Here is a 23646-nt window from a genome sequence, read left to right on the forward strand (position 1 = left end):
GCCGGGGCGCGATCCGGCGTCGTCCCGCGCGGTCGGCCGGCGTTCCGGCGGCGCCGGGGAAAAGGGGTCAGCCGCCGGCTCGGGCGGGTCCGTCGGCCTGCGGTGGAGGGTCGGCGCCCACCTCGGCGGCGTAGAGCCGGACCAGCTCCCCGATGCGGTACCGGCCCGGCCCGGCGGGTTCGGCGAGCTGGTCGGCGACGAGCCGGTCCAACGCCCGGGTCGCCTCGTCGGTCGGGGCATCGGCGAGCGCGGCGGCCAGCTCCGGGGTGACCGGCCCGGTGGGAGCCTCGCCGAGGCGGCGGAAGACCGGCGCCGCGAAGCCGAGCCGCCGGTAGCTGGCCGTCAGCCGGGGACGCAGCCCGGTCACCGCCAGCCGGTGGCGCTCGTCGGAGAGCAGCCGCGCCAGCCGGGCCACCGACCAGTGCGGGCACTCGGCGAGCCGGCGGGCGGCGGTCCGCAGCGCCAGCGGCAGGCCCTCGCAGAGCGCGACGACGGCCGCGGCGGCTTCCGGCTCCTCGTCCACCCGACGGTCGCCGGCGGTGGCCCGCAGCAGCGCGAGCCCGTCGGCGGGCGGCAGCGGGGCGAGTCGCAGCGGGCGGCCGTGGGTGTCGGGCACGGGGCAGCGGCTGGTGGCCAGTACGGCGCTGCCGCCGCGTGCCGGCAGCAGGGCGTCGACCTGGGCGGGGTCGGCGACGTTGTCGAGCACCAGCAGCACCCGACGGTCGAACAGCAGGGACCGCACCCGCGCCCGCGCCTCGGCCAGGCCGGCCGGCGGCGGCACTCCCGCGGTGGCCCGCAACGACCGGAGCACCCGGGTCGTGACCTCGAGCGGCGTCGGGGGCGTCCCGGCGATCGACCCGCCGAGGTCGAGGTGGAGCTGGCCGTCGGGGAAGGCCTCCAGTTCCCGGGCCGCGGCGTGCAGGGCGAGAGCGGACTTGCCGGCGCCGGCCATGCCGTAGACGGCCACGGTGACGGGGTGTTCGCGGGCCGCGGCGAGGGCGGCGCGCAGGTGCGCCAGCTCGGCACGGCGGCCGACGAAGGGCGCCACGGGGCAGGGCAGCTCGTGTGGCACCGGTGCCGGTGGTGCCTCGCCCTGCCGGTCCCGCGTGCGCGCCGCGGGCCGGCTCCCCAGCAGGCGGGGGTCGTGCCGCCGGACGGCCCGGTACAGCTCGGTGAGTTCCGGCCCGGGTGGGACTCCCAGCTCACCGTCGAGCGCCCGGCACGCGGCCCGGTAGGTCGTCACGGCGGCGGCCTGGTCGCCGGCCCGGCATTGCGCCGTCATCAGCAGCGCCCACGCCGGCTCGCGCAGCGGGTTCTCCGTCAGGTGCCGCCGGAGCAGGGCGAGCAGTGCGGGGCTGCCCCGGTCGCCGAGATCGAGCCGGCAGGCCGCGTACGCCTCGCGGACCGCGGCCCGCCGCTCGCGCAGCCGGTCAAAGGCGGCGGCGGTCGCCGGCCCGTACGCCGGGGGCGGCTCCACCGGCGACCAGAGTGCCAGCGCCCGCTCCAGCAGGGGCGCCGCGGCGGCGGGGCAGCCGTCGGCGTGTGCCGCCTGCCCCTCGGTGGCCAGCCGCTCGAATTCGGCGGCGTCCACCTCGCCCGGGGCCACGCGGAGCAGGTAGCCGCCGTTCTCGGCGTGCAGCCGGGCCGGTTCGTCGGGGCCGGTGAGCAGGTGTCGCAGCTGGCTGGCGTGGGTACGGAGGTTCGCCACGGCCGAGGCGGGAGCGTGCCCGCCCCATAGTTCCTGGCGCAGGCGCTCGACCGGTACCGCCATTCCCGCGTGCAGGAGCAGGGTGACCAGGAGGGCGGTCGGGCGGCCGCCGGGAAGTCGCAGCGGGCGATCGTCGCGCAGCGCACGCACCGGGCCGAGGATCTGGAACGTCAGCCCCAACGCGACCTCCGTTGTGTGCCCCCCCACGGCCGTCCTGCGGCCCCACACCACGCCCGGCCAATTATGCCAGTCGATGCATGTGATGTCCGGGGCTGCTGGTGACATCGTGGCGGGAGATGTCTAATTCTCATGCAATGGACTGCATGAACTTGCGAACGGAGATCATCCCTGTTAGCCTGACTGCATAATCATGCGGAGGTGAGTATGGGGATCCGAGTCGCGGTCGCGGGTGCGAGCGGCTACGCCGGTGGCGAGCTGGTGCGCCTGGTCGCCGGGCACCCGGAGTTCGACCTGGTCGCCGCCACCGCGCACAGCCAGGCCGGGCACCGCGTCGACGTGGTGCACCCGCAGCTCGCCGGGCTGGACATGGTGCTCGGCGCCGCCGGGCCGGACGCCCTGGCCGACGCGGACCTGGTCTTCCTCGCGCTGCCGCACGGCGAGTCGGCCGCGCTCGCCGCCCAGCTGCCGCCCGAGGTGCGGGTCGTGGACCTGGGAGCCGACCACCGGCTCGCCGACCCGTACGACTGGGCGCAGTACTACGGCGGCACCCACGCCGGGCAGTGGACCTACGGCCTGCCGGAGCTGCCCGGGCAGCGGGAGTTGATCGCCTCCTCCACCCGCGTGGCGAACACCGGCTGCTACGCGGCGGCCATCACGCTGGCGCTCGCCCCGCTGATCGCCGCCGGCGCCGCCGACGCGGCCGACGTGGTCGTGGTCGCCGCCTCCGGCACCTCCGGCGCGGGCCGCGGCCCCAAGGCGCACCTGCTGGCAAGCGAGGTGATGGGGGACCTGTCGCCCTACCGGGTCGGCACCCACCAGCACGTCCCCGAGATCAAGCAGGCGACCGGCGCCACCAGCCTCTCCTTCACCCCGGTGCTCGCTCCGATGCCGCGCGGGATCCTCGCCACGGTCACCGCGGTGCCGGCGCGCGGTGTCGACCCACAGGCGGTGCTCGCCGAGGCGTACGCGGGAGCGCCGTTCGTGCACGTGCTTCCCGAGGGGCGCTGGCCGCACACCGCCGCCACGCTGGGCTCCAACTCCTGCCACCTTCAGGCCACGGTGGACGTCGACTCCCGCCGGCTGATCGTCGTCAGCGCGTTGGACAACCTCGGCAAGGGCGCGGCGGGCCAGGCCGTGCAGAACGCGAACCTCATGTTCGGCCTGCCGGAGACGACCGGCCTGTCGGTGTACGGAGTGGCCCCGTGAGTGTCACCGTCCCTCGCGGATTCCGGGCCGCGGGTGTCGCGGCCGGGTTGAAGGCCAGCGGCGCGGCCGACGTGGCCCTGGTGGTCAACGACGGCCCGGACGCCGCGGTGGCCGGTGTCTTCACCGCCAACCGGGTGAAGGCGGCGCCGGTGCTCTGGACGCAGCAGGTCGTCCGGGGCGGCGCGGTCCGCGCCGTCGTGCTCAACTCCGGCGGCGCGAACGCCTGCACCGGTCCGGCCGGTTTCCAGGACACCCACGCGACGGCGGAGCACGTCGCCGCCGTGCTCAGCGCCGCCGCGCCCGGCTCCGAGATCGGGGCCGGCGAGGTGGCGGTCTGCTCGACGGGGCTGATCGGCGAGCGGCTGCCCATGCCCGCGCTGCTAGCCGGCGTGGACGATGCCGTACGCCGGCTGTCTCCCTCCGGCGGCGCCCCCGCCGCCGAGGCGATCATGACGACGGACACCCGGCCGAAGACGACAGTGACGCGGGGCGCCGGCTGGACCGTGGGCGGCATGGCCAAGGGCGCGGGCATGCTCGCCCCGGCGCTGGCGACCATGCTCTGCGTGGTGACCACCGACGCGGTGGCCGGGCCCGAGACGCTGGACGCCGCGCTGCGCGAGGCGTGCCGGGTCACCTTCGACCGGATCGACTCCGACGGCTGCATGTCCACCAACGACACGGTGCTGCTGCTGGCCAGCGGCGCGTCCGGCGTCACGCCGACGCCCGCCGAGCTGACCGCCGCGGTCACCGCCGCCTGCCACGACCTGGCCCAGCAGCTGATCGCCGACGCGGAGGGCGCCACGAAGCAGATCGCCATCGAGGTGGCCGGCGCGGCCGGCGAGGACGACGCGGTCGAGGTGGGTCGCGCCGTGGCCCGGAACAACCTCGTCAAGACGGCGCTGTTCGGCAACGACCCGAACTGGGGGCGCATCCTCGCCGCCGTCGGCACCACGGCCGCCGCCTTCGATCCCGACGCCGTGGACGTCGCGGTGAACGGGGTGTGGGTGTGCCGCTCCGGCGCCGCCGCCGAGGACCGGTCGAAGGTCGACCTGTCCGGGCGGGACGTGACGATCCGGATCGACCTGCACGCCGGCTCCGCCGAGGCCACCGTCTGGACCAACGACCTGTCCCACGCGTACGTCCACGAGAACTCGGCCTACTCGACATGACCCTCTCCGCCGATCTCACCCGCTCCCAGGCCAAGGCCGCCACGCTCATCGAGGCGCTGCCGTGGCTGGCCCGGTTCTCCGGCGCGACCGTCGTCGTCAAGTACGGCGGCAACGCCATGGTCGATCCCGAGCTGCAGCGCGCGTTCGCGGCCGACATGGTCTTCCTGCGCTACGTCGGTCTGAAGCCGGTCGTCGTGCACGGCGGCGGGCCGCAGATCTCGGCCATGCTGGGCCGGCTCGGCATCGCCAGCGAGTTCCGGGGTGGCCTGCGGGTCACCACGCCCGAGGCGATGGACGTGGTCCGGATGGTGCTGGTCGGTCAGGTCGGCCGGGAGCTGGTGGGGCTGATCAACGCGCACGGCCCGTTCGCGGTCGGTCTCTCCGGCGAGGACGCCGGGCTGTTCACCGCGGTGCGCCGCCCGGCGTACGTCGACGGCGAGCCGGTCGACGTCGGTCAGGTCGGCGACGTGGAGTCGGTGGACGTCTCGGCGGTCACGGACCTCATCGCCGCCGGCCGGATCCCGGTGATCTCGACGGTCGCGCCGGACGCCGACGGGGTGCTGCACAACCTCAACGCGGACACCGCCGCCGCCGCGCTCGCGGTCGCGCTGGAGGCCCGCAAGCTGGTGGTGCTGACCGACGTCGCCGGCCTCTACGCCGACTGGCCGGACACGACCAGCCTCATCTCCGAGATCGACGCGGACGACCTGGCGAAGCTGCTGCCCCGCCTCGAGTCGGGGATGGTGCCCAAGATGGAGGCCTGCCTGCGGGCGGTGCGCGGGGGAGTGCCCGCCGCGCACGTCGTCGACGGCCGGGTGGCCCACTCCACGCTGCTGGAGGTGTTCACCTCGGACGGCTTCGGCACCATGGTCGTGAGCGCGAGGAGTGAGCCTGCGAGCCCGGCAGCCGCGAACAAGGAAGGCGTGATGCCCTCGTGAGCACGCTCGTGCAGCGCTGGAGCCAGTCCATGATGGACAACTACGGCACCCCGCCGCTGGCGCTGGTCTCCGGCTCCGGCGCCGTCGTGGTCGACGAGGCGGGCCGGGAGTACGTCGACCTCGTCGGCGGGATCGCGGTCAACGCCCTCGGGCACGCCCACCCGGCCGTGGTGGCCGCCGTGTCCCAGCAGGTCGCCACGCTCGGGCACGTCTCCAACCTGTACGTCGCCGAGCCGCCGGTGGCCCTGGCCGAGCTGCTGCTCGCCCTGGCCGGGCGCCCCGGCCGGGTCTTCTTCGCCAACTCGGGGGCGGAGGCGAACGAGGCCGCGTTCAAGCTCTCCCGGCTGACCGGCCGCACGCGGGTGGTCGCCACGAAGGGCGGCTTCCACGGCCGCACGATGGGCGCCCTCGCGCTCACCGGGCAGCCCGCCAAGGCGGACCCGTTCCGCCCGCTGCCCGGCGAGGTCACCCACGTCGAGTACGGCGACGTGAGCGCGCTGGAGGCCGCCGTCACCGACGCGACCGCCATGGTGATCCTCGAGCCAATCCAGGGTGAGAACGGCGTCGTCGTGCCGCCGGCCGGCTACCTCGCCGCGGCCCGGCGCGTCACCGACCGGCACGGCGCCCTGCTGGTGCTCGACGAGGTGCAGACCGGCATCGGCCGCACCGGGCACTGGTTCGCCCACCAGGCGGAGGGCGTCGAGCCGGACGTGGTCACGCTGGCCAAGGGGCTCGGCGGTGGGCTGCCGCTCGGCGCGACGCTCGCCTTCGGGCGGGCGGCCGAGCTGCTGACGCCCGGTTCCCACGGCACGACCTTCGGGGGCAACCCGGTCAGCTGCGCCGCGGCGCTCGCGGTGGTGGGCACCATCGCCCACGAGGGTCTGCTGGACCACGTCAAGCGGGTCGGTGAACGGCTGCGGCGCGGTATCGAGGCGCTCGGGCACCCGCTGGTGGCGGGCGTACGGGGAGCCGGCCTGCTGCTGGGCGTGGTGCTGACCGCCCCGGTCGCGCCGGTGCTCGCCGAGGCGTTGCGGGAGGCCGGTTTCCTCACCAACCCGGTGCAGCCGGGCGTGGTGCGCCTCGCGCCGCCGCTGATCCTCACGGCCGAGCAGGTCGACGCGTTCCTGGCGGCCCTCCCCGGCGCGCTCGACGCCACGACGCCGGCCGCCGCGCCCGCCAGCACCGCCACACCGACCCCGACCACCACCTCGCCCACCGCGGAGACCACCCGATGACCCGGCACTTCCTGCGTGACGACGACCTGACCCCGGCCGAGCAGGCGACCGTGCTGGATCTCGCCGCCCGGATGAAGGCCGACCGGTTCGCCTACCGGCCGCTGGCCGGGCCGAGGTCGGTGGCGGTGCTCTTCGACAAGCAGAGCCTGCGCACCCGGATCTCCTTCGACGCGGGCATCGCCGAGCTGGGTGGTCACCCGCTGGTCGTGGACACCCAGGTCACCCACTTCGGCCGGGGCGAGACCCTCGCCGACGCCGGGCGGGTGCTCTCGCGCTACGTGGCGGCGATCGTGCTGCGCACCTACGGCGACGACCGCATCGCCGAGGTGGCCACGGGGGCGACCGTGCCGGTGGTCAACGCGCTCACCGACGGCTTCCACCCCTGCCAGATCCTGGCCGACCTGCTGACCGTCCGGGAGCGCTTCGGCGGGGCCGCCGGCCGCACCCTCGCGTACGTCGGCGACGCGGCAAACAACATGGCCCACTCCTACCTGGTGGGCGGGGCGACCGCCGGCATGCACGTGCGGGTGGCCGGGCCGGCCGGATTCGGCCCCGACCCGGCGGTGGTGTCCCGCGCCGCCGAGATCGCCGCGGGCACCGGCGGCTCGGTGAACGTGCTGACCGACCCGGTCGAGGCGGTCAAGGACGCCGACGTGGTGGCCACGGACACCTGGACGTCGATGGGCCAGGAGGAGGACGGGCTGGACCGGCTCACCCCGTTCCTGCCGTACCAGGTCAACGCCGAGCTGCTCGCACAGGCGGCGCCGCACGCGATCGTGCTGCACTGCCTGCCCGCGCACCGGGGCGAGGAGATCACCGACGAGGTGCTCGACGGCCCGCGGAGCGCGGTGTTCGACCAGGCGGAGAATCGGCTGCACGCCCAGAAGGCGCTGCTCACCTTCCTCCTCGAGGCCGCCACCGCGGCCCCGGACGCGGCGGCGCCGGGCGCCACCGCGACCAGGGAGACCACATGACCGCCCCGCTGACCCGCGCCGCCCGGCACGCCCGCATCGTCGAGCTGATCCGGGACAAGGCGATCCACTCGCAGACCGAACTCGCCGACCTGCTCGCCGGTGACGGCATCCAGGTCACCCAGGCCACCCTCTCCCGGGACCTGAAGGAGCTCGGCGCGGTGACCGTGCGCGGCGGCGACGGGCGCGGCGTCTACCTGATTCCCGAGGACGGCCACCGGCCGCTGCGGGACGCCGAGGCGGCACCGGCCCGGCTGGTCCGGCTGCTGCACGAACTGCTCAACGGGGTCGACTCCAGCGGCAACATCGCCGTGCTGCGCACCCCGCCGGGCGCAGCGCACTACCTGGCCAGCGCGTTGGACCGAGCGGGCCTGCCCGAGGTCGTCGGCACGATCGCCGGCGACGACACCATCCTCGTCGTGGCCCGCGAGGCCGACGGCGGGGCCGCGCTCGGCGAGAAGCTCGCCGGCTGGGCCCGCCGGGAAGAGAACGTTGAAGGGAGCACCACACCATGACCGAGCGGGTCGTCCTTGCGTACTCCGGAGGGCTGGACACCTCCGTCGCCATCCCGTACCTGGCCGAGCAGACCGGCGCCGAGGTGATCGCGGTCGCGGTCGACGTCGGGCAGGGCGGCGAGGACCTGGACGCCATCCGGCAGCGCGCGCTCGACTGCGGCGCCGTGGAGTCGGAGGTGGTCGACGCGCGCGACGAGTTCGCCGCCGAGTACTGCCTGCCGGCGATCCGCGCCAACGCCCTCTACATGGACCGGTACCCGCTGGTCTCCGCGCTGTCCCGGCCCCTGATCGTCAAGCACCTGGTGGCGGCCGCGAAGAAGCACGGCGGCACGATCGTGTCGCACGGCTGCACCGGCAAGGGCAACGACCAGGTGCGGTTCGAGGTCGGCCTGGGCGCGCTCGCGCCCGAGCTGAAGATCATCGCTCCGGCGCGGGACTACGCCTGGACCCGGGACAAGGCGATCGCCTTCGCCGAGGAGAAGGGGCTGCCGATCGACGTGTCGGCGAAGTCCCCGTACTCCATCGACCAGAACCTGTGGGGCCGCGCGGTGGAGACCGGCTTCCTCGAGGACATCTGGAACGGGCCGATCGAGGACCTCTACTCCTACACGTCCGACCCGAGCGAGCCCCGGGACGCCGACGAGGTCGTCATCACCTTCGACGCCGGCGTGCCGGTCGCGATCGACGGGGAGACCGTCACCCCGTACCAGGCGATCCTGGAGCTGAACCGGCGGGCGGGCGCGCAGGGCGTGGGCCGGCTCGACATGGTCGAGGACCGCCTCGTGGGCATCAAGAGCCGCGAGGTGTACGAGGCGCCGGGCGCGATCGCGCTCATCACCGCCCACCAGGAGCTGGAGAACGTCACCGTGGAGCGGGACCTGGCCCGGTTCAAGCGCGGCGTGGACCAGCGCTGGGGCGAGCTGGTCTACGACGGCCTGTGGTTCTCGCCGCTGAAGCGGTCGCTGGACGCGTTCATCGACGACGCGCAGCAGCACGTCAGCGGTGAGGTGCGGCTGACCCTGCACGGCGGGCGGGCCACCGTCACCGGGCGGCGCTCCGAGGCGAGCCTCTACGACTTCGGCATGGCCACCTACGACACCGGCGACACCTTCGACCAGTCGCTGGCCAAGGGGTTCGTGCAGCTGTGGGGCCTGCCGAGCAAGATGGCGGCGGCGCGGGACGCCCGGCTGGGCGGCTGACGGGTGAGCACTGCGAGCGCGAGGAGTGAGCGAGCGCAGCGAGTGAGCCCCGCAGTCGGGAGTGAAAGGTGAGCACTGCGAGCGCGAGGAGTGAGCGAGCGCAGCGAGTGAGCCCCGCAGTCGGGAGTGAAAGGTGAGCACTGCGAGCGCGAGGAGTGAGCGAGCGCAGCGAGTGAGCCCCGCAGTCGGGAGTGAAAGGTGAGCACTGCCACAATGGGCCCGGTGGACGACAAGAGCCTGACCGAGAACAGCGCCGCCACCAACCGGACGAGCCTGTGGGGCGGCCGGTTCGCGGGCGGTCCCGCGGAGGCCCTCGCGCGGCTGTCGGTGAGCGTGCAGTTCGACTGGCGGCTGGCGCCGTACGACATCGCCGGTTCCCGGGCGCACGCCCGGGTCCTGGCCGGCGCCGGCCTGCTCGACCCGGAGGAGCTGGGGAAGATCCTCGCCGCGCTGGACGACCTGGAGGCGGCCTGCGCCTCCGGGCAGTTCCGGCCGACGGTCGACGACGAGGACGTGCACACGGCGCTGGAGCGTGGCCTGCTGGAGCGGCTCGGCACGCTCGGCGGGAAGCTGCGGGCCGGGCGGTCGCGCAACGACCAGGTGGCGACGGACCTGCGGCTGTACCTGCGGGACCACGCCCGGGGCGTCGCCGCGCGGCTGGTCGAGCTGGCCGAGGCGCTGGTCGAGCAGGCCGAGCGGCACGTGGAGACGGCCGCCCCGGGCATGACCCACCTGCAGCACGCGCAGCCGGTCACGTTCGGCCACTGGCTGCTCGCCCACGTGCAGCCGCTGCTGCGGGACCTGGAGCGGCTGCGTGACTGGGACGAGCGGGCGGCGATCAGCCCGCTCGGCGCGGGTGCGCTCGCCGGGTCGGGTCTGCCGCTGGATCCGGTGGCGGTCTCCAAGGAGCTCGGCTTCCGGACGTCGTTCGCCAACTCGATGGACGCGGTCGCCGACCGGGACTTCGTGGCGGAGTTCCTCTTCGTCACCGCGATGGTCGGGGTGCACCTGTCCCGCCTCGGCGAGGAGGTGGTGCTCTGGACGTCGCAGGAGTTCGGCTGGGTGGAGCTGGACGACGCCTTCGCCACCGGTTCGTCGATCATGCCGCAGAAGAAGAACGCGGACATCGCCGAGCTGGCCCGGGGCAAGTCCGGTCGCCTGGTGGGCGGGCTGGTGAGCGTGCTCACCATGCTCAAGGGCCTGCCCATGACCTACGACCGGGACATGCAGGAGGACAAGGAGCCGGCCTTCGACGCGGTCGACACCCTGGAGCTGCTGCTGCCGGCCCTGGCGGGGATGATCTCCACGATGACGGTACGCGCCGACCGCCTCGTCGCCGCCGCGCCGGTCGGTTACTCGCTGGCCACCGAGGTGGCGGACTGGCTGGTGCGCCGGGGCGTCCCGTTCCGCGAGGCGCACGAGATCACCGGCCGGTTGGTGGCGCTCTGCGTGGCCCGTGACTGCGCCCTGGACGAGGTCTCCGACGCCGACCTGGCGGCGGTCAGCCCGCACCTCGACCCGTCGGTGCGGGACGTGCTCTCGGTCCGTTCCGCGCTGGCCGCCCGGACCACGCCCGGCTCCACCGGGCCCGGCCCGGTCGCCGACCAGCTCGCCGCCGCGGCGGACAAGCTGACCGGCTGGCGGGAGTGGGCCGCCGAGCGGGTCGTACCCCGCTGACCTCGCACCCGCGCGGCGCCGCGGAGGCGCCGCGCGGGTCGCCGGTTCGCCCCCTCGTCGGGGCGCGGGGCGGCTCAGCCCGCCGGCCGCTCGCGCTTCGGCAGCTTCGCCACCACCGCGTCGTACGACGCGTCGACCGCCTCGGTCAGCTCGTCGTCGTCGATGCCCCCGTCCAGGCGCAGGGTGTTCCACCCGGACCGTCCGATGTAGGGCATCACCGCGGCGTCGCCCGGGTGGCGGTGCAGCCACTCGTCGGCGACCTCCCGGTCGGGGCCGCACTTGACGCCCACCGTCGGGGTGCTGTCGGGGGAGCCGAGGAACGCGAAGATGCGGCTGCCGACCTTGACCACCTCGTCGCCCTCCCACGGCTGGTCCAGCCAGGCGCCCGGCTTCGCCAGGCAGTACGCCAGCATCTCCTCGCGCCGCATCATGCCCTCCCGTCGCATCGGCTCCCGGTCAGTCTGCCCCGCACGCCGGCCGGTGGCGCGTCACGCGCACCGGCGTCGGCGTGGCCCCGGGTGCGGAGCGGGGCCAGTCAGTCCGCGGCGCGCGCGGTGAGCCGGTCGAAGCGCTGCTGCGCGGCCTGCGCGCTGCCGAGGCCGAGCCCGAACGCGATCGCCTGCCAGGTGAGCCCCCGGTCACGGGCCAGGGTCAGCAGCCCCGCCTCGAGCGCGTCGAGTTCGGCGCGGACGTGCGGCAGCAGCGTGAGGGCGGCGGTGAGGTCGGCGGCGTCGACCGGCTCCTCCCCGTCCTCGAGCTGCGCGCCACCGGCGGCGAGGCTGGCGACGAGGGCCACCGCCTCCCAGGGGTCGGTCACGTAGGGGTGGGCGTAGCGGCGCCGGCGGGCGTCGGTGCCGGCGTGCCGTTCCGCGATCCGCGCGAGGGCCGCGTGCGTGCGGTGGGCCCGGGCCTGGGCCGGGTCGGGTGTGGTGAACGTGTCGGGCTGGGTCATACCCCGATCCCAGCGCCTCAACGGATCGTTGTCAACAGAATATTGAAAGCCCCCGGACGGGTGCGCGCGGCGTGCGCAGGTCGGGGAGTCCTGCCACGTTCTGGGTACCGTCGAGGTCATGGACCTGCTCGCGGGCGATCACACCGCCGATCCCGACCTGGTCGCCCTGGCCGCGTTGCTCGCCGGTCCCGTGGTTCCCGCCGCGCGCGGCCTGCTCGGGTGCCGGCTCTCCGCCGGTGGGGTCACGGTGCGGATCACCGAGGTCGAGGCGTACGCCGGCACTGCCGGTGATCCCGCGTCGCACGCGCACCGTGGGCGTACCCCGCGCAACAGCGTCATGTTCGGCCCCGCGGGGCACGCCTACGTCTACTTCACCTACGGCATGCACTGGTGCATGAACGTGGTGACCGGGCCGGAGGGGGAGGCCTCGGCGGTGCTGCTGCGGGCCGGTGAGGTGGTCGAGGGCCTCGACGTTGCCCGTTCCCGGCGCACCGCCGTACGCCGGGACGTCGATCTCGCCCGCGGACCCGCCCGACTCTGCGCGGCGCTCGGCATCGATCGGACGGTGTACGGGCGCTACCTGCTCGGCGACGGGCCGGTGCGGTTGCGCCCGCCCGCCGAGCCGGTGCCACCGTCGACGGTCACGGCCGGCCCTCGGGTCGGGGTGACGGGAGCGCACGACGTCCCCTGGCGTTTCTGGATCGTCGGTGACCCCACGGTCAGCGCCTACCGACGGCACGTACCCCGCACCCGGCGCTGACCCCGGCACGCCGTCCACGACACGCGGGGTGCCATCTTGTCGGTGGCTGTGGCCATAATCACGCCGACCCAACCGCGACCGGAGGGCGGTCACATGACCACGTTGCTCGCGATCGGCACCAACAAGGGGCTCTTCCTCGCCACCAGCGCCGACGGCCGGCGCACCTGGCGGGTCGACGGCCCGCACTTCCCGATGACCGGCGTCTACGCGGTCGCCATCGACAAGCGGCGGAGCACGCCCCGGCTGCTCGCGAGCACCACCAGCTCGCACTACGGGCCGAGCGTCGCCACCAGCGACGATCTGGGGGCCACCTGGCAGGAGCCGGAGCAGGCCCCGGTGGCCTTCCCGGCCGACACCGAGGCGAGCCTGGGCCGGGTGTGGCAGCTCACCCCCGCGGGCCCCGACCAGCCGGACGTGGTCTGGGCCGGCAGCGAGCCGTCCGCGCTCTGGCGCTCCGACGACGGCGGACGCCGCTTCCAGCTGGTTCGCCCGCTCTGGGATCACCCCCACCGCCCGGAGTGGGGCGCCGGTTTCGGCGGCCAGGCGGTGCACACCGTGCTGCCGCACCCGAGCGACCCCGACCGGATCGTGGTCGCCATGTCGACGGGTGGTGTCTACCGCTCGGAGGACGGCGGCGCCTCCTGGGCGCCCGGCAACACCGGCATCCGCGCCTACTTCCTGCCCGACGAGTGGCCGGAGTTCGGCCAGTGCGTGCACAAGGTGGCCCGGGACGCGGGCGATCCCGACCGGCTCTACGCGCAGAACCACCACGGTGTCTACCGCTCCGACGACGACGGGCGCACCTGGTCGTCCATCGCCGAGGGGCTGCCCAGCGACTTCGGCTTCCCGATCGTGACGCTGCCCGGTCGGCCCGGCACGGTCTACACCTTCCCGCTGGCCGCCGACAGCGAGCGCTGGCCGGTGGACCACCGGTGCCGGGTCTACCGCTCGGCCGACGCGGGGAGCAGTTGGGAGCCGCTCACCGCCGGTCTGCCCACCGCGCCGTTCTTCCCCGCGGTGCTGCGCGACGCGATGTGCGCCGACGACGCCGAGAGCGGCGGTGTCTACTTCGGCACCCGCTCCGGCGAGGTCTACGCCAGCCGGGACGAGGGCGACTCGTGGTCACCGGTCGCCGCGCACCTGCCCGACGTGCTCTGCGTCCGGGCCGCGGAGGTCTGAGGTGGTCACGGTGCTGGTTCCCGGGCCGCTGCGGGGCGAGGTCGGTGGCGAGAGCCGGCTGACCGTGCCCGTCGCCGGCTCGCTGCGCGCCGTCCTCGACGCGGTCGGCGAGTCGTGGCCGCGGCTGGCCCGCCGGATCCGCGACGAGCGGGGCGAGTTGCGCCGCTACGTGAATGTCTACGTCGACGGGGAAGACTGCCGGCATGTCGGCGGGCTCGACGCGCCGGTGCCCGAGGGCGCCGAGGTGCAGGTGCTCCCCTCGGTCGCGGGTGGTTGATCGGGGCGACAACGCGACGATGGCCCGGCCGGGTGTGGGTCGTCGGGGGCAGTGACGGCCGCCACGACCGAGACCTGTGCGTGTGGAATTATTGACTCGTCAAATATGTTGTCGGGGGCGTACGGCCGCCAGGGCCGCGGCCAACAACCCGAGGAGCTGTCATGCAGTTCGGAATCTTCACCGTCGGCGACGTCACGGTCGACCCCACCAACGGTCGGGAGCCGACCGAGCATGAGCGGATCAAGGCGATGGTGACCATCGCGCTCAAGGCCGAGGAGGTCGGGCTCGACGTCTTCGCCACGGGCGAGCACCACAACCCGCCGTTCGTGCCCTCGTCGCCGACGACCATGCTCGGCTACATCGCGGCGCGTACGCAGCGGCTGCTGCTGTCCACGTCGACCACGTTGATCACGACCAACGACCCGGTGAAGATCGCGGAGGACTACGCGATGCTGCAGCACCTGGCCGACGGTCGGGTCGACCTCATGATGGGGCGCGGCAACACCGGCCCGGTCTACCCGTGGTTCGGGCAGGACATCCGCAACGGCATCCCGCTGGCCATCGAGAACTACGACCTGCTGCGCCGGCTGTGGCGTGAGGACGTGGTCGACTGGAAGGGGCGCTTCCGCACCCCGCTGCAGTCGTTCACCTCGACCCCGCGTCCGCTCGACGGCGTCCCGCCATTCGTGTGGCACGGCTCGATCCGCAGCCCGGAGATCGCCGAGCAGGCCGCCTACTACGGCGACGGCTTCTTCGCCAACCACATCTTCTGGCCCAAGGAGCACACGCAGCGGATGATCGGCCTCTACCGGCAGCGCTTCGAGCACTACGGCCACGGCTCGGCCGACCAGGCCATCGTGGGCCTCGGCGGGCAGGTGTTCATGCGGAAGAACTCACAGGACGCGGTCCGCGAGTTCCGGCCGTACTTCGACAACGCCCCGGTCTACGGGCACGGGCCGTCGCTGGAGGAGTTCACGCGGGAGACCCCGCTGACCGTGGGCAGCCCGCAGCAGGTCATCGACCGCACGTTGGGCTTCCGCGACTACGTCGGCGACTACCAGCGGCAGCTGTTCCTCATGGACCACGCGGGCCTGCCGTTGAAGACCGTGCTGGAGCAGCTCGACATCCTCGGCGAGGAGGTCGTCCCCGTGCTGCGCAAGGAGTTCGACAGGCTCCGCCCGGCGCACGTGCCCGAGGCGCCGACCCACGCCTCGCTGGTCGCCGCCGCGGGCGGCGGCGCGGACAGCACCGTCCACGCCGTCGACGACGTGACGGGGCGGGCGCCGGAGGGTGCCCGATGACCGCGCGCACCCTCGCCGTGGTGTCGGCCGGCCTCAGCCAGCCGTCGTCCACCCGGCTGCTCGCCGACCAGCTCGCCGCCGCCACGAGCGGCGAGCTGGCCGGCCGGGGCGAGACCGTCGAGCTGCGCGTCGTCGAGCTGCGCGAGCACGCCCACGACGTGGTGAACCACATGCTCACCGGCTTCGCGCCCGAGTCGCTGCGCACCGTGCTCGACACGGTGACCGGCGCGGACGGGATCATCGCGGTGACACCGATCTTCAACGCGTCCTACAGCGGGCTGTTCAAGTCCTTCTTCGACCTCGTCGAGGCGGACGCCCTGACGGACCGGCCGGTGCTGATCGCGGCCACCGGCGGCACCGCCCGGCACTCGCTGGCCCTGGAGCACGCGGTGCGGCCGCTCTTCGCGTACCTGCACGCGGTGGTGGTGCCGACCTCGGTCTTCGCCGCCCCGGAGGACTGGGCGAGCGGCGCCGCCGACACCGGTCTGCGCACCCGGATCGACCGGGCCGCCGCCGAGCTCGCCGAGCAGGTCCACCGGCGACCGCCATCCACCGGGCCCGCCGACCCGTTCGCGCTGACCACCAACTTCGAGGAGCTGCTCGGCGGTCGCGAGTCGTGACGCCGGGTCGGCCCGCCGGTGACCCGCCGGGCCGACCCGCCGTGCGGCCCTGGTCAGGTCTCCCGGTCGTACCGGTGGGCGACGAGCACCGGGCAGTGGGCGTGCTGCACCAGCGCCTGGCTCACCGAGCCGAGCAGCATGCCGGCGAAGCCGCCCCGCCCACGGGTGCCGACCACCACGAGGCCGGCGTCGCGGCTCGCCTCGACGAGCGCCTGCCCGGCCGAGGCCGCCCGGACGGTCCGACCGGTGACGGTCAGGCCGGGGTGGCTGCCCCGGGTCGCGGCGACCGCGGCGTCGAGCAGTGCCCCCGGCTCGTCGCCCGGGGCCGTCGCCGCGTCCCCGGCGGGCCGCCCGCCGCCGTCCGTTCCCGGTCCGGTCGCCACCCGGACGAGCACCAGCTCCACGTCGCGTCGGGCCGCCTCCTCGGCGGCGTACCCGACGGCCAGGTCGGCCGATTCCGAGCCGTCCACGCCGACCAGCACGGCACCGTGCGCGGGCGCCGGCCGCGGCGCCGGGCGCACCACCAGCACCGGGCAGTGCGCGTGCGCGGCGACCTGGGCGCCGACCGAACCGAGCAGCAGGCCGGCGAAGCCGCCGTGGCCGCGGCTGCCCACCACGACCAGCTCCGCGCGGCGTGACTCCTCGACGAGCGTGGCGGCCGGGCCCCCGGCCACCTGCCGCACCTGCACGCGCAGCCCCGGCCACCGGTCGGCCAGCTCACCCGCCGTCTTCTCCAGCATCTTCTGCGCGGCGTCCGTCGGCGCCGGCAGGCCCAGGTCGTACGGGTTGAGCGGCACGCCGTACCCGAGCGGGTGCAGGTATCCGTGCACCAGGTGCAGCGGGCGGTCCCGCTGCACCGCCGTGCGGGCCGCCTCCTCGGCGGCGGCGAGGCTCGCCTCGGATCCGTCCACCCCCACCACGACGGGTCGGTCCATCCCAGCCCTCCCAACGGGTCGATCAGGTCATTGTCGACGTGTCCGCGCCCGTCCGCCGGAGTTCCCCGCCGGTCGGGGGCGCTGTCCGGCCGTGCCGCCGGCCGGCGGCACGGCCGGACAGCAGGTCAGGAACCGTCCGCGGTGGGCCGGTGCCGGACGATCGCCAGCGGCGAGGACGCGTGGTGCAGGACGGCGTGGCTGACCGAGCCGAGCAGCAGCCCGCCGAGCGCGCCGCGTCCGTGCGCGCCGACCACCACCAGCTGGGCGTCGCGCGACTCCTCGACCAGCGCCGGGGCGGGGGAGCCGTGGACCAGCTTGTGCCGCACCGTCACCTCCGGGTACCGCTCGGCCCAGCCGGCCACCGACTCGGCGAGCACCCGCTGCTCGTCCTCGGCGAGCGCCGTCAGGTCGGCCACGACCGCCGGCACCTCCCCGGGAAGCATCGCCACCGGGTCCAGCCAGGCGTGCACCGCCACCAGGGAGGTGCCCCGGCGGGCCGCCTCCTCGTAGGCGAAGCCAACCGCCTCGATCGACAGCTCGGAGCCGTCCACGCCCACCACGACCGGGCCGTCGGCGCGCGGCTCGCCCCGGACGACGAGCACCGGGCACTCCGCGCGGGCGGACACCTGCACCGTCACCGAGCCGATCAGCAGCCCGGCGAAGCCGCCCAGGCCGCGGTGACCGAGCACGACGAGCGCCGCGTCACGGGACGCCTCGACCAGCACCGGGGTCGCGGGGCCGTCGACGACCACGCCGCTGACCGCGACCTCCGGGGCGACCTTGCCGGCCTCGGCGACCGCCTCGGTGACGAACTCCTCCGTCTGCTCCCGCAGCCCCTCGATCGGCGCGGCGACCAGCGCCGAACCGGTGAACGGCCAGGTGAACGCGTGGACGATCCGCAGCGGACGCTGCCGGAACGCGGCCTCCCGCGCGGCCACGCGGACCGCGTCCAGGGCGCCGGCGGATCCGTCCACACCCACCACGACGGGGGCACCGGTGTTGATGGTCATGACTACCTCCTTCGTCCGGTTCGAGCCTTCCCCGCCGGCCGCCGGCCGGTCAGGGTCGCCCGTCCCGGATCCCGGGCCGTTGGTCCCGGATGTCCCGGCGGCCCGTCTCCTCACGCGTCTGCGCGTCCGCCGTCGCGGCACGCCGCGACGGCGTGACCGTACGCCGCACCCCGCGCCCGGGGCAGCGGCGCCGCTCACGTGTGACCCGGGTCCAACGGCCCTACCGCCGGCACCGGTCGGTGCGGTCGAATGGAGGGAAACGCACCCGCGTCGGGCCGGACCGGCCATCCCGGCCGGCGGCCGCCGCGAGGGAGGGGGGACCCCGCGATGACGACCCTCGACGTGCTCCGCGCCCACCCCTTCCTCACCGGCCTGCCCGAGCCGTGGCTGCCACGGCTCGCCGGCTACGCCCGGCCCGTGGTGTGGCACCCCGGTCACCGGCTGTTCCGCGCCGAGCAGCCGGCGGACCGCTTCTGGCTCGTCCGCGGCGGACGCGTCACGCTCGACTTCGCGGTGCCCGGCCGCGGCGACGTGGAGATGGAGGCGATCGGCCCCGGCGGGGTGGTGGGCTGGTCCTGGCTCTTCCCGCCCTACCGCTGGCAGTTCGGCGCGGTGGCGGGGGAGCGCAGCACCGCCGTCGAGTTCCAGGCGGCGGGCGTACGCCGGCTGATGGAGACCGACGACGCGTTCGGCCGCCAGCTCACCACCCGGTTCATGAGCGTGGTGGTGGACCGGCTGCACGCCGCCCGGGGGCGGCTCCTCGAGGCGTACGGCTACCCGACGGCCCCGCCGCTGGCCGGCTGACGCGCCCCGGGCGCCACCTGCGCCCCCCGCCCGTGGATCACCAGCTCGTCGACCTCGATCCGGCCGACGCGCAGCTCCCGCAGCACGGCGCGGCGGATCACGAGGCGGCCGACAGCCAACGCGCCCACCGCGACCGCCCCACCGGCCAGCACCGACACCGCCAGCGCGCCGAGGGCCGTGGCACCCACCGCCCGCGCGCCCACGGCGACCGCCCCGGCCGCCGTCGCCCCGCCCCGGGGCGCCTTCTTCCGTCCGTGTCCCACCCGCTCATTGTGGGCCGCGCCGCGCCGGGCCGCCGGCGACCGCCGAGTGTCGGTCCCTCGGCCTATCCTCGGCGCGTGAGCCCTGAGCTGCGCCTGCGTGAGGTGCGCGACGACGACCTGCCGGAGTTCTACCGTCACCAGCTCGACCCGGAGGCGATCCGGATGGCCGCCTTCACCGCCGAGGATCCCGCCGACCGGCGCGAGTTCGCCGACCACTGGCGGCGCGTCCGCACCGACCCCGGCATCGTCTCCCGGGCGGTGACCGTCGACGGGCAACTGGTCGGCTACGTGCTCGCCTTCCCGGTCGGCGAGCGGACGGAGGTGAGCTACTGGATCGACCGGCGGCATTGGGGCCGCGGCTACGCCACCCGCGCCCTCGGCGCCCTGCTGGGGGAGCTGCCGCAGCGCCCGGTCCACGCCCGGGCCGCGAAGGACAACCTCGGCTCCCTCGCGGTGCTGCGCAAGTGCGGCTTCCTGATCCGGGGTGAGGACCACGGCTACGCGAACGGCCGCGGTCGTGACGTCGAGGAGTACGTCCTGGAGCTGCCCGCCTGACGGTCCGCCGGGCGCTCGGCGGGCGGTGCCGCCGGAGCCGGCGCTGCGGGCAAGCCCGGGCGTCACCCGAGCGGCCCGCCGCCCGCCCGCAGATCGCACTCGGCCGGCTCGCGCACTACCCTCGCGGGGTGAACTGGCTTGAAATCGTCGGCTGGGTCGGCTCCGGGGTGCTGGTCTGGTCCCTGCTGCAGACCCGCATCCTGCGGCTGCGCGCGCTGAACCTGCTCGGCTGCCTGATCCTCATCGGCTACAACGGCGCCGTGGGGGTCTGGCCCATGGTCGGCCTGAACGTCGTCCTCGCGGTGATCAACATCTGGTACCTGCGCCGGATGCTCGTCACCCGGCACGACGAGGAGACCTACCAGGTGGTCGAGGTGGGGGTGCACGACCAGTTCCTGGCCCACACCCTGCGGGTGCACGCCGCCGACATCGCCCGGTTCAACCCCGGCTTCCGCTGGCCCCCCGACGTGCCGCCCGCCGACGCACCCGACCGCTCCGCGTTCCTCGTGGTCCGCGCCGACGAGGTGGTGGGCGTGGTGCTCGCGCACGCCGAGGCGCACGGCGTCGCCCAGATCGACCTCGACTACGTGACCCAGCGGTTCCGTGACTTCACGCCGGGCGAGTTCGTCTACCGGCGCAGCCGCCTCTTCACCGACCGGGGCTTCCGCCGGGTCGTCAGCCCGCCCGGCATGGTCGCCCCGTACTACCACCGGCTCGGCTTCCGCCGCGAGGGCGACGCGTACGCCCTGGACCTCCCGAGCCCGCCGGTCGCCCACCCGGCCTGAGACCGCCTCACCTTCGTCGGTGGGCGGAGGATTCGCCGCGCCGATCGCTGGGCACAGATGGCCCTACGCCGGCCGGGACCTCCGGACGGCGGCGCCGGCGGCCGTCCGGCGCGGTCGCGAGGGAGAGCCGGGCGTGCAGAGCTACTGGGGCCAACTGGCCTTGGTCGGGGTCCTGGTCGTGCTCAACGCCGTGTTCGCCGGCAGCGAGATGGCGCTGGTCTCACTGCGGGACAGCCAGATCCAGCGGCTGGAGCGCACCGGCCGATCCGGGCGGGTGCTCGCCCGGCTGGCGCAGGACCCGAACCGCTTCCTCGCCACGATCCAGATCGGGATCACCCTCGCCGGCTTCCTCGCCTCGGCGGCCGCGGCGGTCTCGCTCGCCCAGCCGCTGGTCCCGCTGCTCGGGGCGCTCGGCGGCGCCGCCGAGCCGGTCGCCATCGTGGCGGTCACCCTGGCGCTGACCTTCGTCACTCTCGTCTTCGGCGAACTGGCCCCGAAGCGGATCGCCATGCAGTCCGCCGAACGGTGGGCGCTGCTGGTGGCCCGGCCGCTGGACGTGCTCGCCGGCCTCACCCGCCCGGCCGTGTGGGCGCTCGGCGCCACCAGCGACCTCGTCGTACGCCTCGTGGGACTCGACCCGAGCCCGCAGCGCGACGAGATCAGCCCGGACGAGCTGCGTGACATCGTCTCCGGAAACCACGGGTTCACCAAGGAACAGCAGACCATCATCGCCGGCGCCGTGGAGATCGCCGACCGGCGGCTGCGGGCCGTCCTGGTGCCCCGGCTGCAGGTCTTCTGCCTCGACAGCGGGACGACCGCCGAGGCCGCCCGGCTGGTGCTGGCCGCCACCGGGCACTCCCGGGCGCCGGTGGTCCGCCACGGCGGCCTGGACGACGCGGTCGGCGTGATCCACCTGCGGGACCTCGTCGGCGTGCCGCACGACCGCCCGGTCGACGAGTGCGTGCGCCCGCCGATGCTGCTGCCCGACTCGCTGCCCGTCGTGGACGCGCTGCGTCAGTTCAAGGCCGAGCGGCAGCACATCGCGCTGGTCGTGGACGAGCGCGGCGCCGTCGACGGGATCGTCACCCTGGAGGACATCCTGGAGGAGATCGTCGGGGAGATCTACGACGAGACGGACCGCGACGTGCGGGCGGTACGCACCGACCCGGACGGCTCGCTACGCCTGCCCGGCACCTTCCCGGTGCACGACCTGCCCGCCGTGGGCGTCGAGCTGCCGGGACGCCCGGCCGGCGACTACACCACCATCGCCGGCCTGGTGCTCGCCTGCCTCGGGCACATCCCGACCGTCGCGGGGGAGGACGTCACCGTCGACGGCTGGCAGCTGGAGGTCGCCCGGATCGACCAGCGGGCCATCGCCGAGGTACGGCTGTCCCGCCGCACCGACCCGGCGCCGGACGCCCCCGAGGCCGAGCCGCTCCTCGACGGGGCGCGCGGCTGACCCGCGGGCGCGGGGTCTGGTCAGGCGGCCGGCGAGAGGTTCTGCAGGCGGACCTGGCCGCGGGCGACCAGCCGTTCGTCGCCGTCGGTGATCTCCACCTGCCAGAGCTGCTGGCTGCGGCCACGGTGAATCGGCGTGCCCACCGCCGTCAGCTCGCCGTCCCGGACGGCGCGCAGGAAGTCGGTCTGGTTCGACACGCCCACGACGGTGCCCCGGTCGGCCAGCCAGAGCGAGGCGCCCACGCTGGCCGCGGTCTCCACCACCGAGCAGTAGACGCCGCCGTGCTGGATGCCGAACGGCTGGTGCAGCTCGGGACGGACCTGCCAGCGGATGACCACCCGGTCGGCGGTCGCCTCGTCGATCTTCAGGCCGAGCAGGTTGACGAAGCCTCCGGTCAGTTCGGGCATCGGTGCGTACGCCTCCTCGATCTTGAGTGGGGCCAGCCTAGCGGGGTGTTCCCGCAAACCCGGTAGGGTCCGTCGCCCCGCATGGGGGAGAATCGGGGACCGTGACCGACAGCAGCCACCCGCCGCGGCGGGACTCTCTCACCGATGACCTGCTCTGGCGGGGTCTGGTCCAGGACTCGACCGACCCCGACGAGCTGCGCGCACTGCTGGACGGCGGGAGCGCCGCGTTCTACGTCGGCTTCGACCCGACCGCCCCGAGCCTGCACGTCGGCCACCTCATGCAGGTCCTGACCGCCCGCCGCCTCCAGCTCGCCGGGCACCGGCCGCTGCTGCTCGTGGGCGGGGCGACCGGCCAGATCGGCGACCCCAAGGAGAGCGCGGAGCGCACGCTCAACCCGCCGGAGGTGGTGGCCGGCTGGGTCGAGCGCATCCGTGACCAGCTGGCCCCGTTCGTCTCGTACACCGGTGAGAACGCCGCGCAGCTGGTCAACAATCTGGACTGGACCGGCGAGATGTCGGTGGTCGAGTTCCTGCGGGACGTGGGCAAGCACTTCCCCGTCAACCGGATGCTGGCCCGTGAGGTGGTGAAGGCGCGCCTCGAGACCGGGATCAGCTTCACGGAGTTCAGCTACCAGTTGTTGCAGGCCAACGACTTCTTCGAGCTGCACCGTCGGCACGGCTGCCAGCTCCAGTTCGGCGGCTCCGACCAGTGGGGCAACATCACCGCGGGTGTGGACTACATCCGCCGTCGCGGCGCCGGCCCGGTGCAGGCGTTCACCACGCCGCTGGTGACGAAGTCCGACGGGACGAAGTTCGGCAAGACCGAGGGCGGCTCGATCTGGCTCGACCCGGCGATGACCAGCCCGTACGCCTTCTACCAGTTCTGGGTCAACGTGGATGACCGGGACGTCGACCGCTACCTGCGCTTCTTCAGCTTCCGCTCCCGTGAGGAGCTGGAGGAGCTGGCGAAGGCGACGGCCGAGCGGCCGGCGGCGCGGCTCGCCCAGCGGGCCCTCGCCGAGGAGCTGACCACGCTCGTGCACGGCGAGCGGGAGATGGCGCAGGCGGTGGCCGCGAGCCAGGCGCTGTTCGGGCGGGGCTCGCTCGACGAGCTGAGCCTGGCGACGCTGCGTGCCGCGCTCACCGAGGCCGGGCTGGTGCAGCTGGACGAGTTGCCCGACGTGGCCGGGCTGCTGCGGGACTCCGGCCTGGTGCCCAGCCTCAAGGAGGCGCGGCGGGTGATCGCCGAGGGCGGGGCGTACGTCAACAACAACCGGGTGGCGGACGTGGACGCGACGGTGTCCACGAGCGACCTGCTGCACGGCCGGTACCTGGTGCTGCGCCGCGGCAAGCGCTCGTTCGCCGGCGTCGAGCTGCGCGGATAGCCGTCCGTCGACGGTGTGACGCGGGACGCGTCCCGCGGATTTGACGATCGATCCGCGGGACGCGTAACTTTCTCTCTGCCAGCGCGGAACGGACGAAACGGGGCGAAGGTCCTGGGAGGCCGGAGCGCGGGAATGACCGTCGGGTCGGAGGGGTTG

General features: G+C 74.5%; 25 protein-coding genes. 18 read left to right on the top strand and 7 right to left on the bottom strand.

Features of this window, described 5'->3' with window-relative positions:
* Nucleotides 1-67: 67 nt before the first annotated feature.
* A complete protein-coding gene (locus SM573_RS26930) occupies nucleotides 68-1888 on the bottom strand; it encodes an AfsR/SARP family transcriptional regulator (protein WP_474617330.1) in 1821 nt (606 codons plus the stop codon).
* Between the two features lie 204 nt (nucleotides 1889-2092).
* Here SM573_RS26930 and argC point away from each other — a divergent pair, with 204 nt between their 5' ends.
* The 8 genes from argC to argH all read left to right on the top strand — a co-directional run bounded on the left by argC (nucleotide 2093) and on the right by argH (nucleotide 10798).
* Complete coding sequence (gene argC / locus SM573_RS26935) at nucleotides 2093-3094, top strand: N-acetyl-gamma-glutamyl-phosphate reductase (protein WP_474617336.1); 1002 nt, start codon at nucleotides 2093-2095, stop codon at nucleotides 3092-3094.
* On the top strand, nucleotides 3091-4263 hold the full coding sequence (argJ, locus tag SM573_RS26940; protein WP_474614848.1) for a bifunctional glutamate N-acetyltransferase/amino-acid acetyltransferase ArgJ: 1173 nt from the start codon (nucleotides 3091-3093) through the stop codon (nucleotides 4261-4263). The genes argC and argJ overlap by 4 nt, the downstream gene beginning before the upstream one ends.
* Nucleotides 4260-5201, top strand: a complete 942-nt coding sequence (argB, locus tag SM573_RS26945) for an acetylglutamate kinase (RefSeq protein ID WP_474617331.1) — start codon at nucleotides 4260-4262, stop codon at nucleotides 5199-5201. Before argJ ends, argB begins: the two co-directional genes overlap by 4 nt.
* Complete coding sequence (locus SM573_RS26950; protein ID WP_474614849.1) at nucleotides 5198-6436, top strand: acetylornithine transaminase; 1239 nt, start codon at nucleotides 5198-5200, stop codon at nucleotides 6434-6436. Before argB ends, SM573_RS26950 begins: the two co-directional genes overlap by 4 nt.
* Complete coding sequence (gene argF, locus SM573_RS26955; RefSeq protein WP_474614850.1) at nucleotides 6433-7410, top strand: ornithine carbamoyltransferase; 978 nt, start codon at nucleotides 6433-6435, stop codon at nucleotides 7408-7410. Before SM573_RS26950 ends, argF begins: the two co-directional genes overlap by 4 nt.
* A complete protein-coding gene (locus SM573_RS26960; RefSeq protein WP_474614851.1) occupies nucleotides 7407-7922 on the top strand; it encodes an arginine repressor in 516 nt (171 codons plus the stop codon). The genes argF and SM573_RS26960 overlap by 4 nt, the downstream gene beginning before the upstream one ends.
* Nucleotides 7919-9121: an argininosuccinate synthase gene (locus SM573_RS26965; RefSeq protein ID WP_474614852.1), complete on the top strand. Its 1203-nt coding sequence runs from the start codon at nucleotides 7919-7921 to the stop codon at nucleotides 9119-9121. Before SM573_RS26960 ends, SM573_RS26965 begins: the two co-directional genes overlap by 4 nt.
* Nucleotides 9122-9334: 213 nt before the next feature.
* Complete coding sequence (argH, locus tag SM573_RS26970) at nucleotides 9335-10798, top strand: argininosuccinate lyase (protein WP_474614867.1); 1464 nt, start codon at nucleotides 9335-9337, stop codon at nucleotides 10796-10798.
* A 74-nt stretch (nucleotides 10799-10872) separates the two neighbouring features.
* Here argH and SM573_RS26975 read toward each other — a convergent pair whose 3' ends face one another.
* Nucleotides 10873-11226 (bottom strand): MmcQ/YjbR family DNA-binding protein, encoded by a 354-nt coding sequence (locus tag SM573_RS26975; protein ID WP_474614868.1) that lies wholly within the window; start codon nucleotides 11224-11226, stop codon nucleotides 10873-10875.
* Nucleotides 11227-11333: 107 nt separating this feature from the next.
* Nucleotides 11334-11750, bottom strand: coding sequence for a DNA-binding protein (locus SM573_RS26980; protein WP_474614853.1), 417 nt, complete (start codon nucleotides 11748-11750; stop codon nucleotides 11334-11336).
* Between the two features lie 118 nt (nucleotides 11751-11868).
* On the opposite strand from SM573_RS26980, the gene SM573_RS26985 reads away from it, so the two are divergent.
* The 5 genes from SM573_RS26985 (at nucleotide 11869) to SM573_RS27005 (ending at nucleotide 15887) form a co-directional block, all read left to right on the top strand.
* On the top strand, nucleotides 11869-12510 hold the full coding sequence (locus SM573_RS26985; protein WP_474614854.1) for a DNA-3-methyladenine glycosylase: 642 nt from the start codon (nucleotides 11869-11871) through the stop codon (nucleotides 12508-12510).
* A 93-nt stretch (nucleotides 12511-12603) separates the two neighbouring features.
* Nucleotides 12604-13689: a WD40/YVTN/BNR-like repeat-containing protein gene (locus SM573_RS26990; protein ID WP_474614855.1), complete on the top strand. Its 1086-nt coding sequence runs from the start codon at nucleotides 12604-12606 to the stop codon at nucleotides 13687-13689.
* Between the two features lie 10 nt (nucleotides 13690-13699).
* On the top strand, nucleotides 13700-13966 hold the full coding sequence (locus tag SM573_RS26995) for a MoaD/ThiS family protein (protein WP_474614856.1): 267 nt from the start codon (nucleotides 13700-13702) through the stop codon (nucleotides 13964-13966).
* A gap of 161 nt (nucleotides 13967-14127) precedes the next feature.
* The gene (locus tag SM573_RS27000) at nucleotides 14128-15267 is read left to right on the top strand and encodes an LLM class flavin-dependent oxidoreductase (protein ID WP_474614857.1); all 1140 of its coding nucleotides are present in this window, start codon (nucleotides 14128-14130) and stop codon (nucleotides 15265-15267) included.
* Nucleotides 15264-15887 (top strand): FMN reductase, encoded by a 624-nt coding sequence (locus SM573_RS27005; RefSeq protein WP_474614858.1) that lies wholly within the window; start codon nucleotides 15264-15266, stop codon nucleotides 15885-15887. Before SM573_RS27000 ends, SM573_RS27005 begins: the two co-directional genes overlap by 4 nt.
* 53 nt (nucleotides 15888-15940) lie before the next feature.
* Here the strand turns inward: SM573_RS27005 and SM573_RS27010 are convergent, their stop codons facing one another.
* On the bottom strand, nucleotides 15941-16822 hold the full coding sequence (locus SM573_RS27010) for a universal stress protein (protein WP_474614859.1): 882 nt from the start codon (nucleotides 16820-16822) through the stop codon (nucleotides 15941-15943).
* Between the two features lie 125 nt (nucleotides 16823-16947).
* Nucleotides 16948-17832, bottom strand: a complete 885-nt coding sequence (locus tag SM573_RS27015) for a universal stress protein (RefSeq protein WP_474615089.1) — start codon at nucleotides 17830-17832, stop codon at nucleotides 16948-16950.
* 327 nt (nucleotides 17833-18159) lie between these two features.
* Between SM573_RS27015 and SM573_RS27020 the strand changes: the two genes are divergently transcribed.
* Nucleotides 18160-18636, top strand: a complete 477-nt coding sequence (locus SM573_RS27020; RefSeq protein ID WP_474617332.1) for a cyclic nucleotide-binding domain-containing protein — start codon at nucleotides 18160-18162, stop codon at nucleotides 18634-18636.
* Here SM573_RS27020 and SM573_RS27025 read toward each other — a convergent pair.
* The gene (locus SM573_RS27025) at nucleotides 18606-18899 is read right to left on the bottom strand and encodes a hypothetical protein (RefSeq protein ID WP_474617333.1); all 294 of its coding nucleotides are present in this window, start codon (nucleotides 18897-18899) and stop codon (nucleotides 18606-18608) included. The two genes, SM573_RS27020 and SM573_RS27025, sit on opposite strands and share 31 nt — an antisense overlap.
* 75 nt (nucleotides 18900-18974) lie before the next feature.
* Between SM573_RS27025 and SM573_RS27030 the strand changes: the two genes are divergently transcribed.
* The 3 genes from SM573_RS27030 (at nucleotide 18975) to SM573_RS27040 (ending at nucleotide 21698) form a co-directional block, all read left to right on the top strand.
* On the top strand, nucleotides 18975-19454 hold the full coding sequence (locus SM573_RS27030) for a GNAT family N-acetyltransferase (protein ID WP_474615092.1): 480 nt from the start codon (nucleotides 18975-18977) through the stop codon (nucleotides 19452-19454).
* A 128-nt stretch (nucleotides 19455-19582) separates the two neighbouring features.
* Nucleotides 19583-20239: a hypothetical protein gene (locus tag SM573_RS27035; RefSeq protein ID WP_474615093.1), complete on the top strand. Its 657-nt coding sequence runs from the start codon at nucleotides 19583-19585 to the stop codon at nucleotides 20237-20239.
* 133 nt (nucleotides 20240-20372) lie between these two features.
* The gene (locus SM573_RS27040; RefSeq protein ID WP_474615094.1) at nucleotides 20373-21698 is read left to right on the top strand and encodes a hemolysin family protein; all 1326 of its coding nucleotides are present in this window, start codon (nucleotides 20373-20375) and stop codon (nucleotides 21696-21698) included.
* A 20-nt stretch (nucleotides 21699-21718) separates the two neighbouring features.
* Here SM573_RS27040 and SM573_RS27045 read toward each other — a convergent pair whose 3' ends face one another.
* Nucleotides 21719-22105 (bottom strand): PaaI family thioesterase, encoded by a 387-nt coding sequence (locus SM573_RS27045; protein WP_474615095.1) that lies wholly within the window; start codon nucleotides 22103-22105, stop codon nucleotides 21719-21721.
* A gap of 101 nt (nucleotides 22106-22206) precedes the next feature.
* On the opposite strand from SM573_RS27045, the gene tyrS reads away from it, so the two are divergent.
* Nucleotides 22207-23490, top strand: a complete 1284-nt coding sequence (gene tyrS, locus SM573_RS27050) for a tyrosine--tRNA ligase (protein WP_474615096.1) — start codon at nucleotides 22207-22209, stop codon at nucleotides 23488-23490.
* Nucleotides 23491-23646 lie beyond the last annotated feature (156 nt).

Source organism: Micromonospora xinjiangensis, assembly GCF_056150165.1.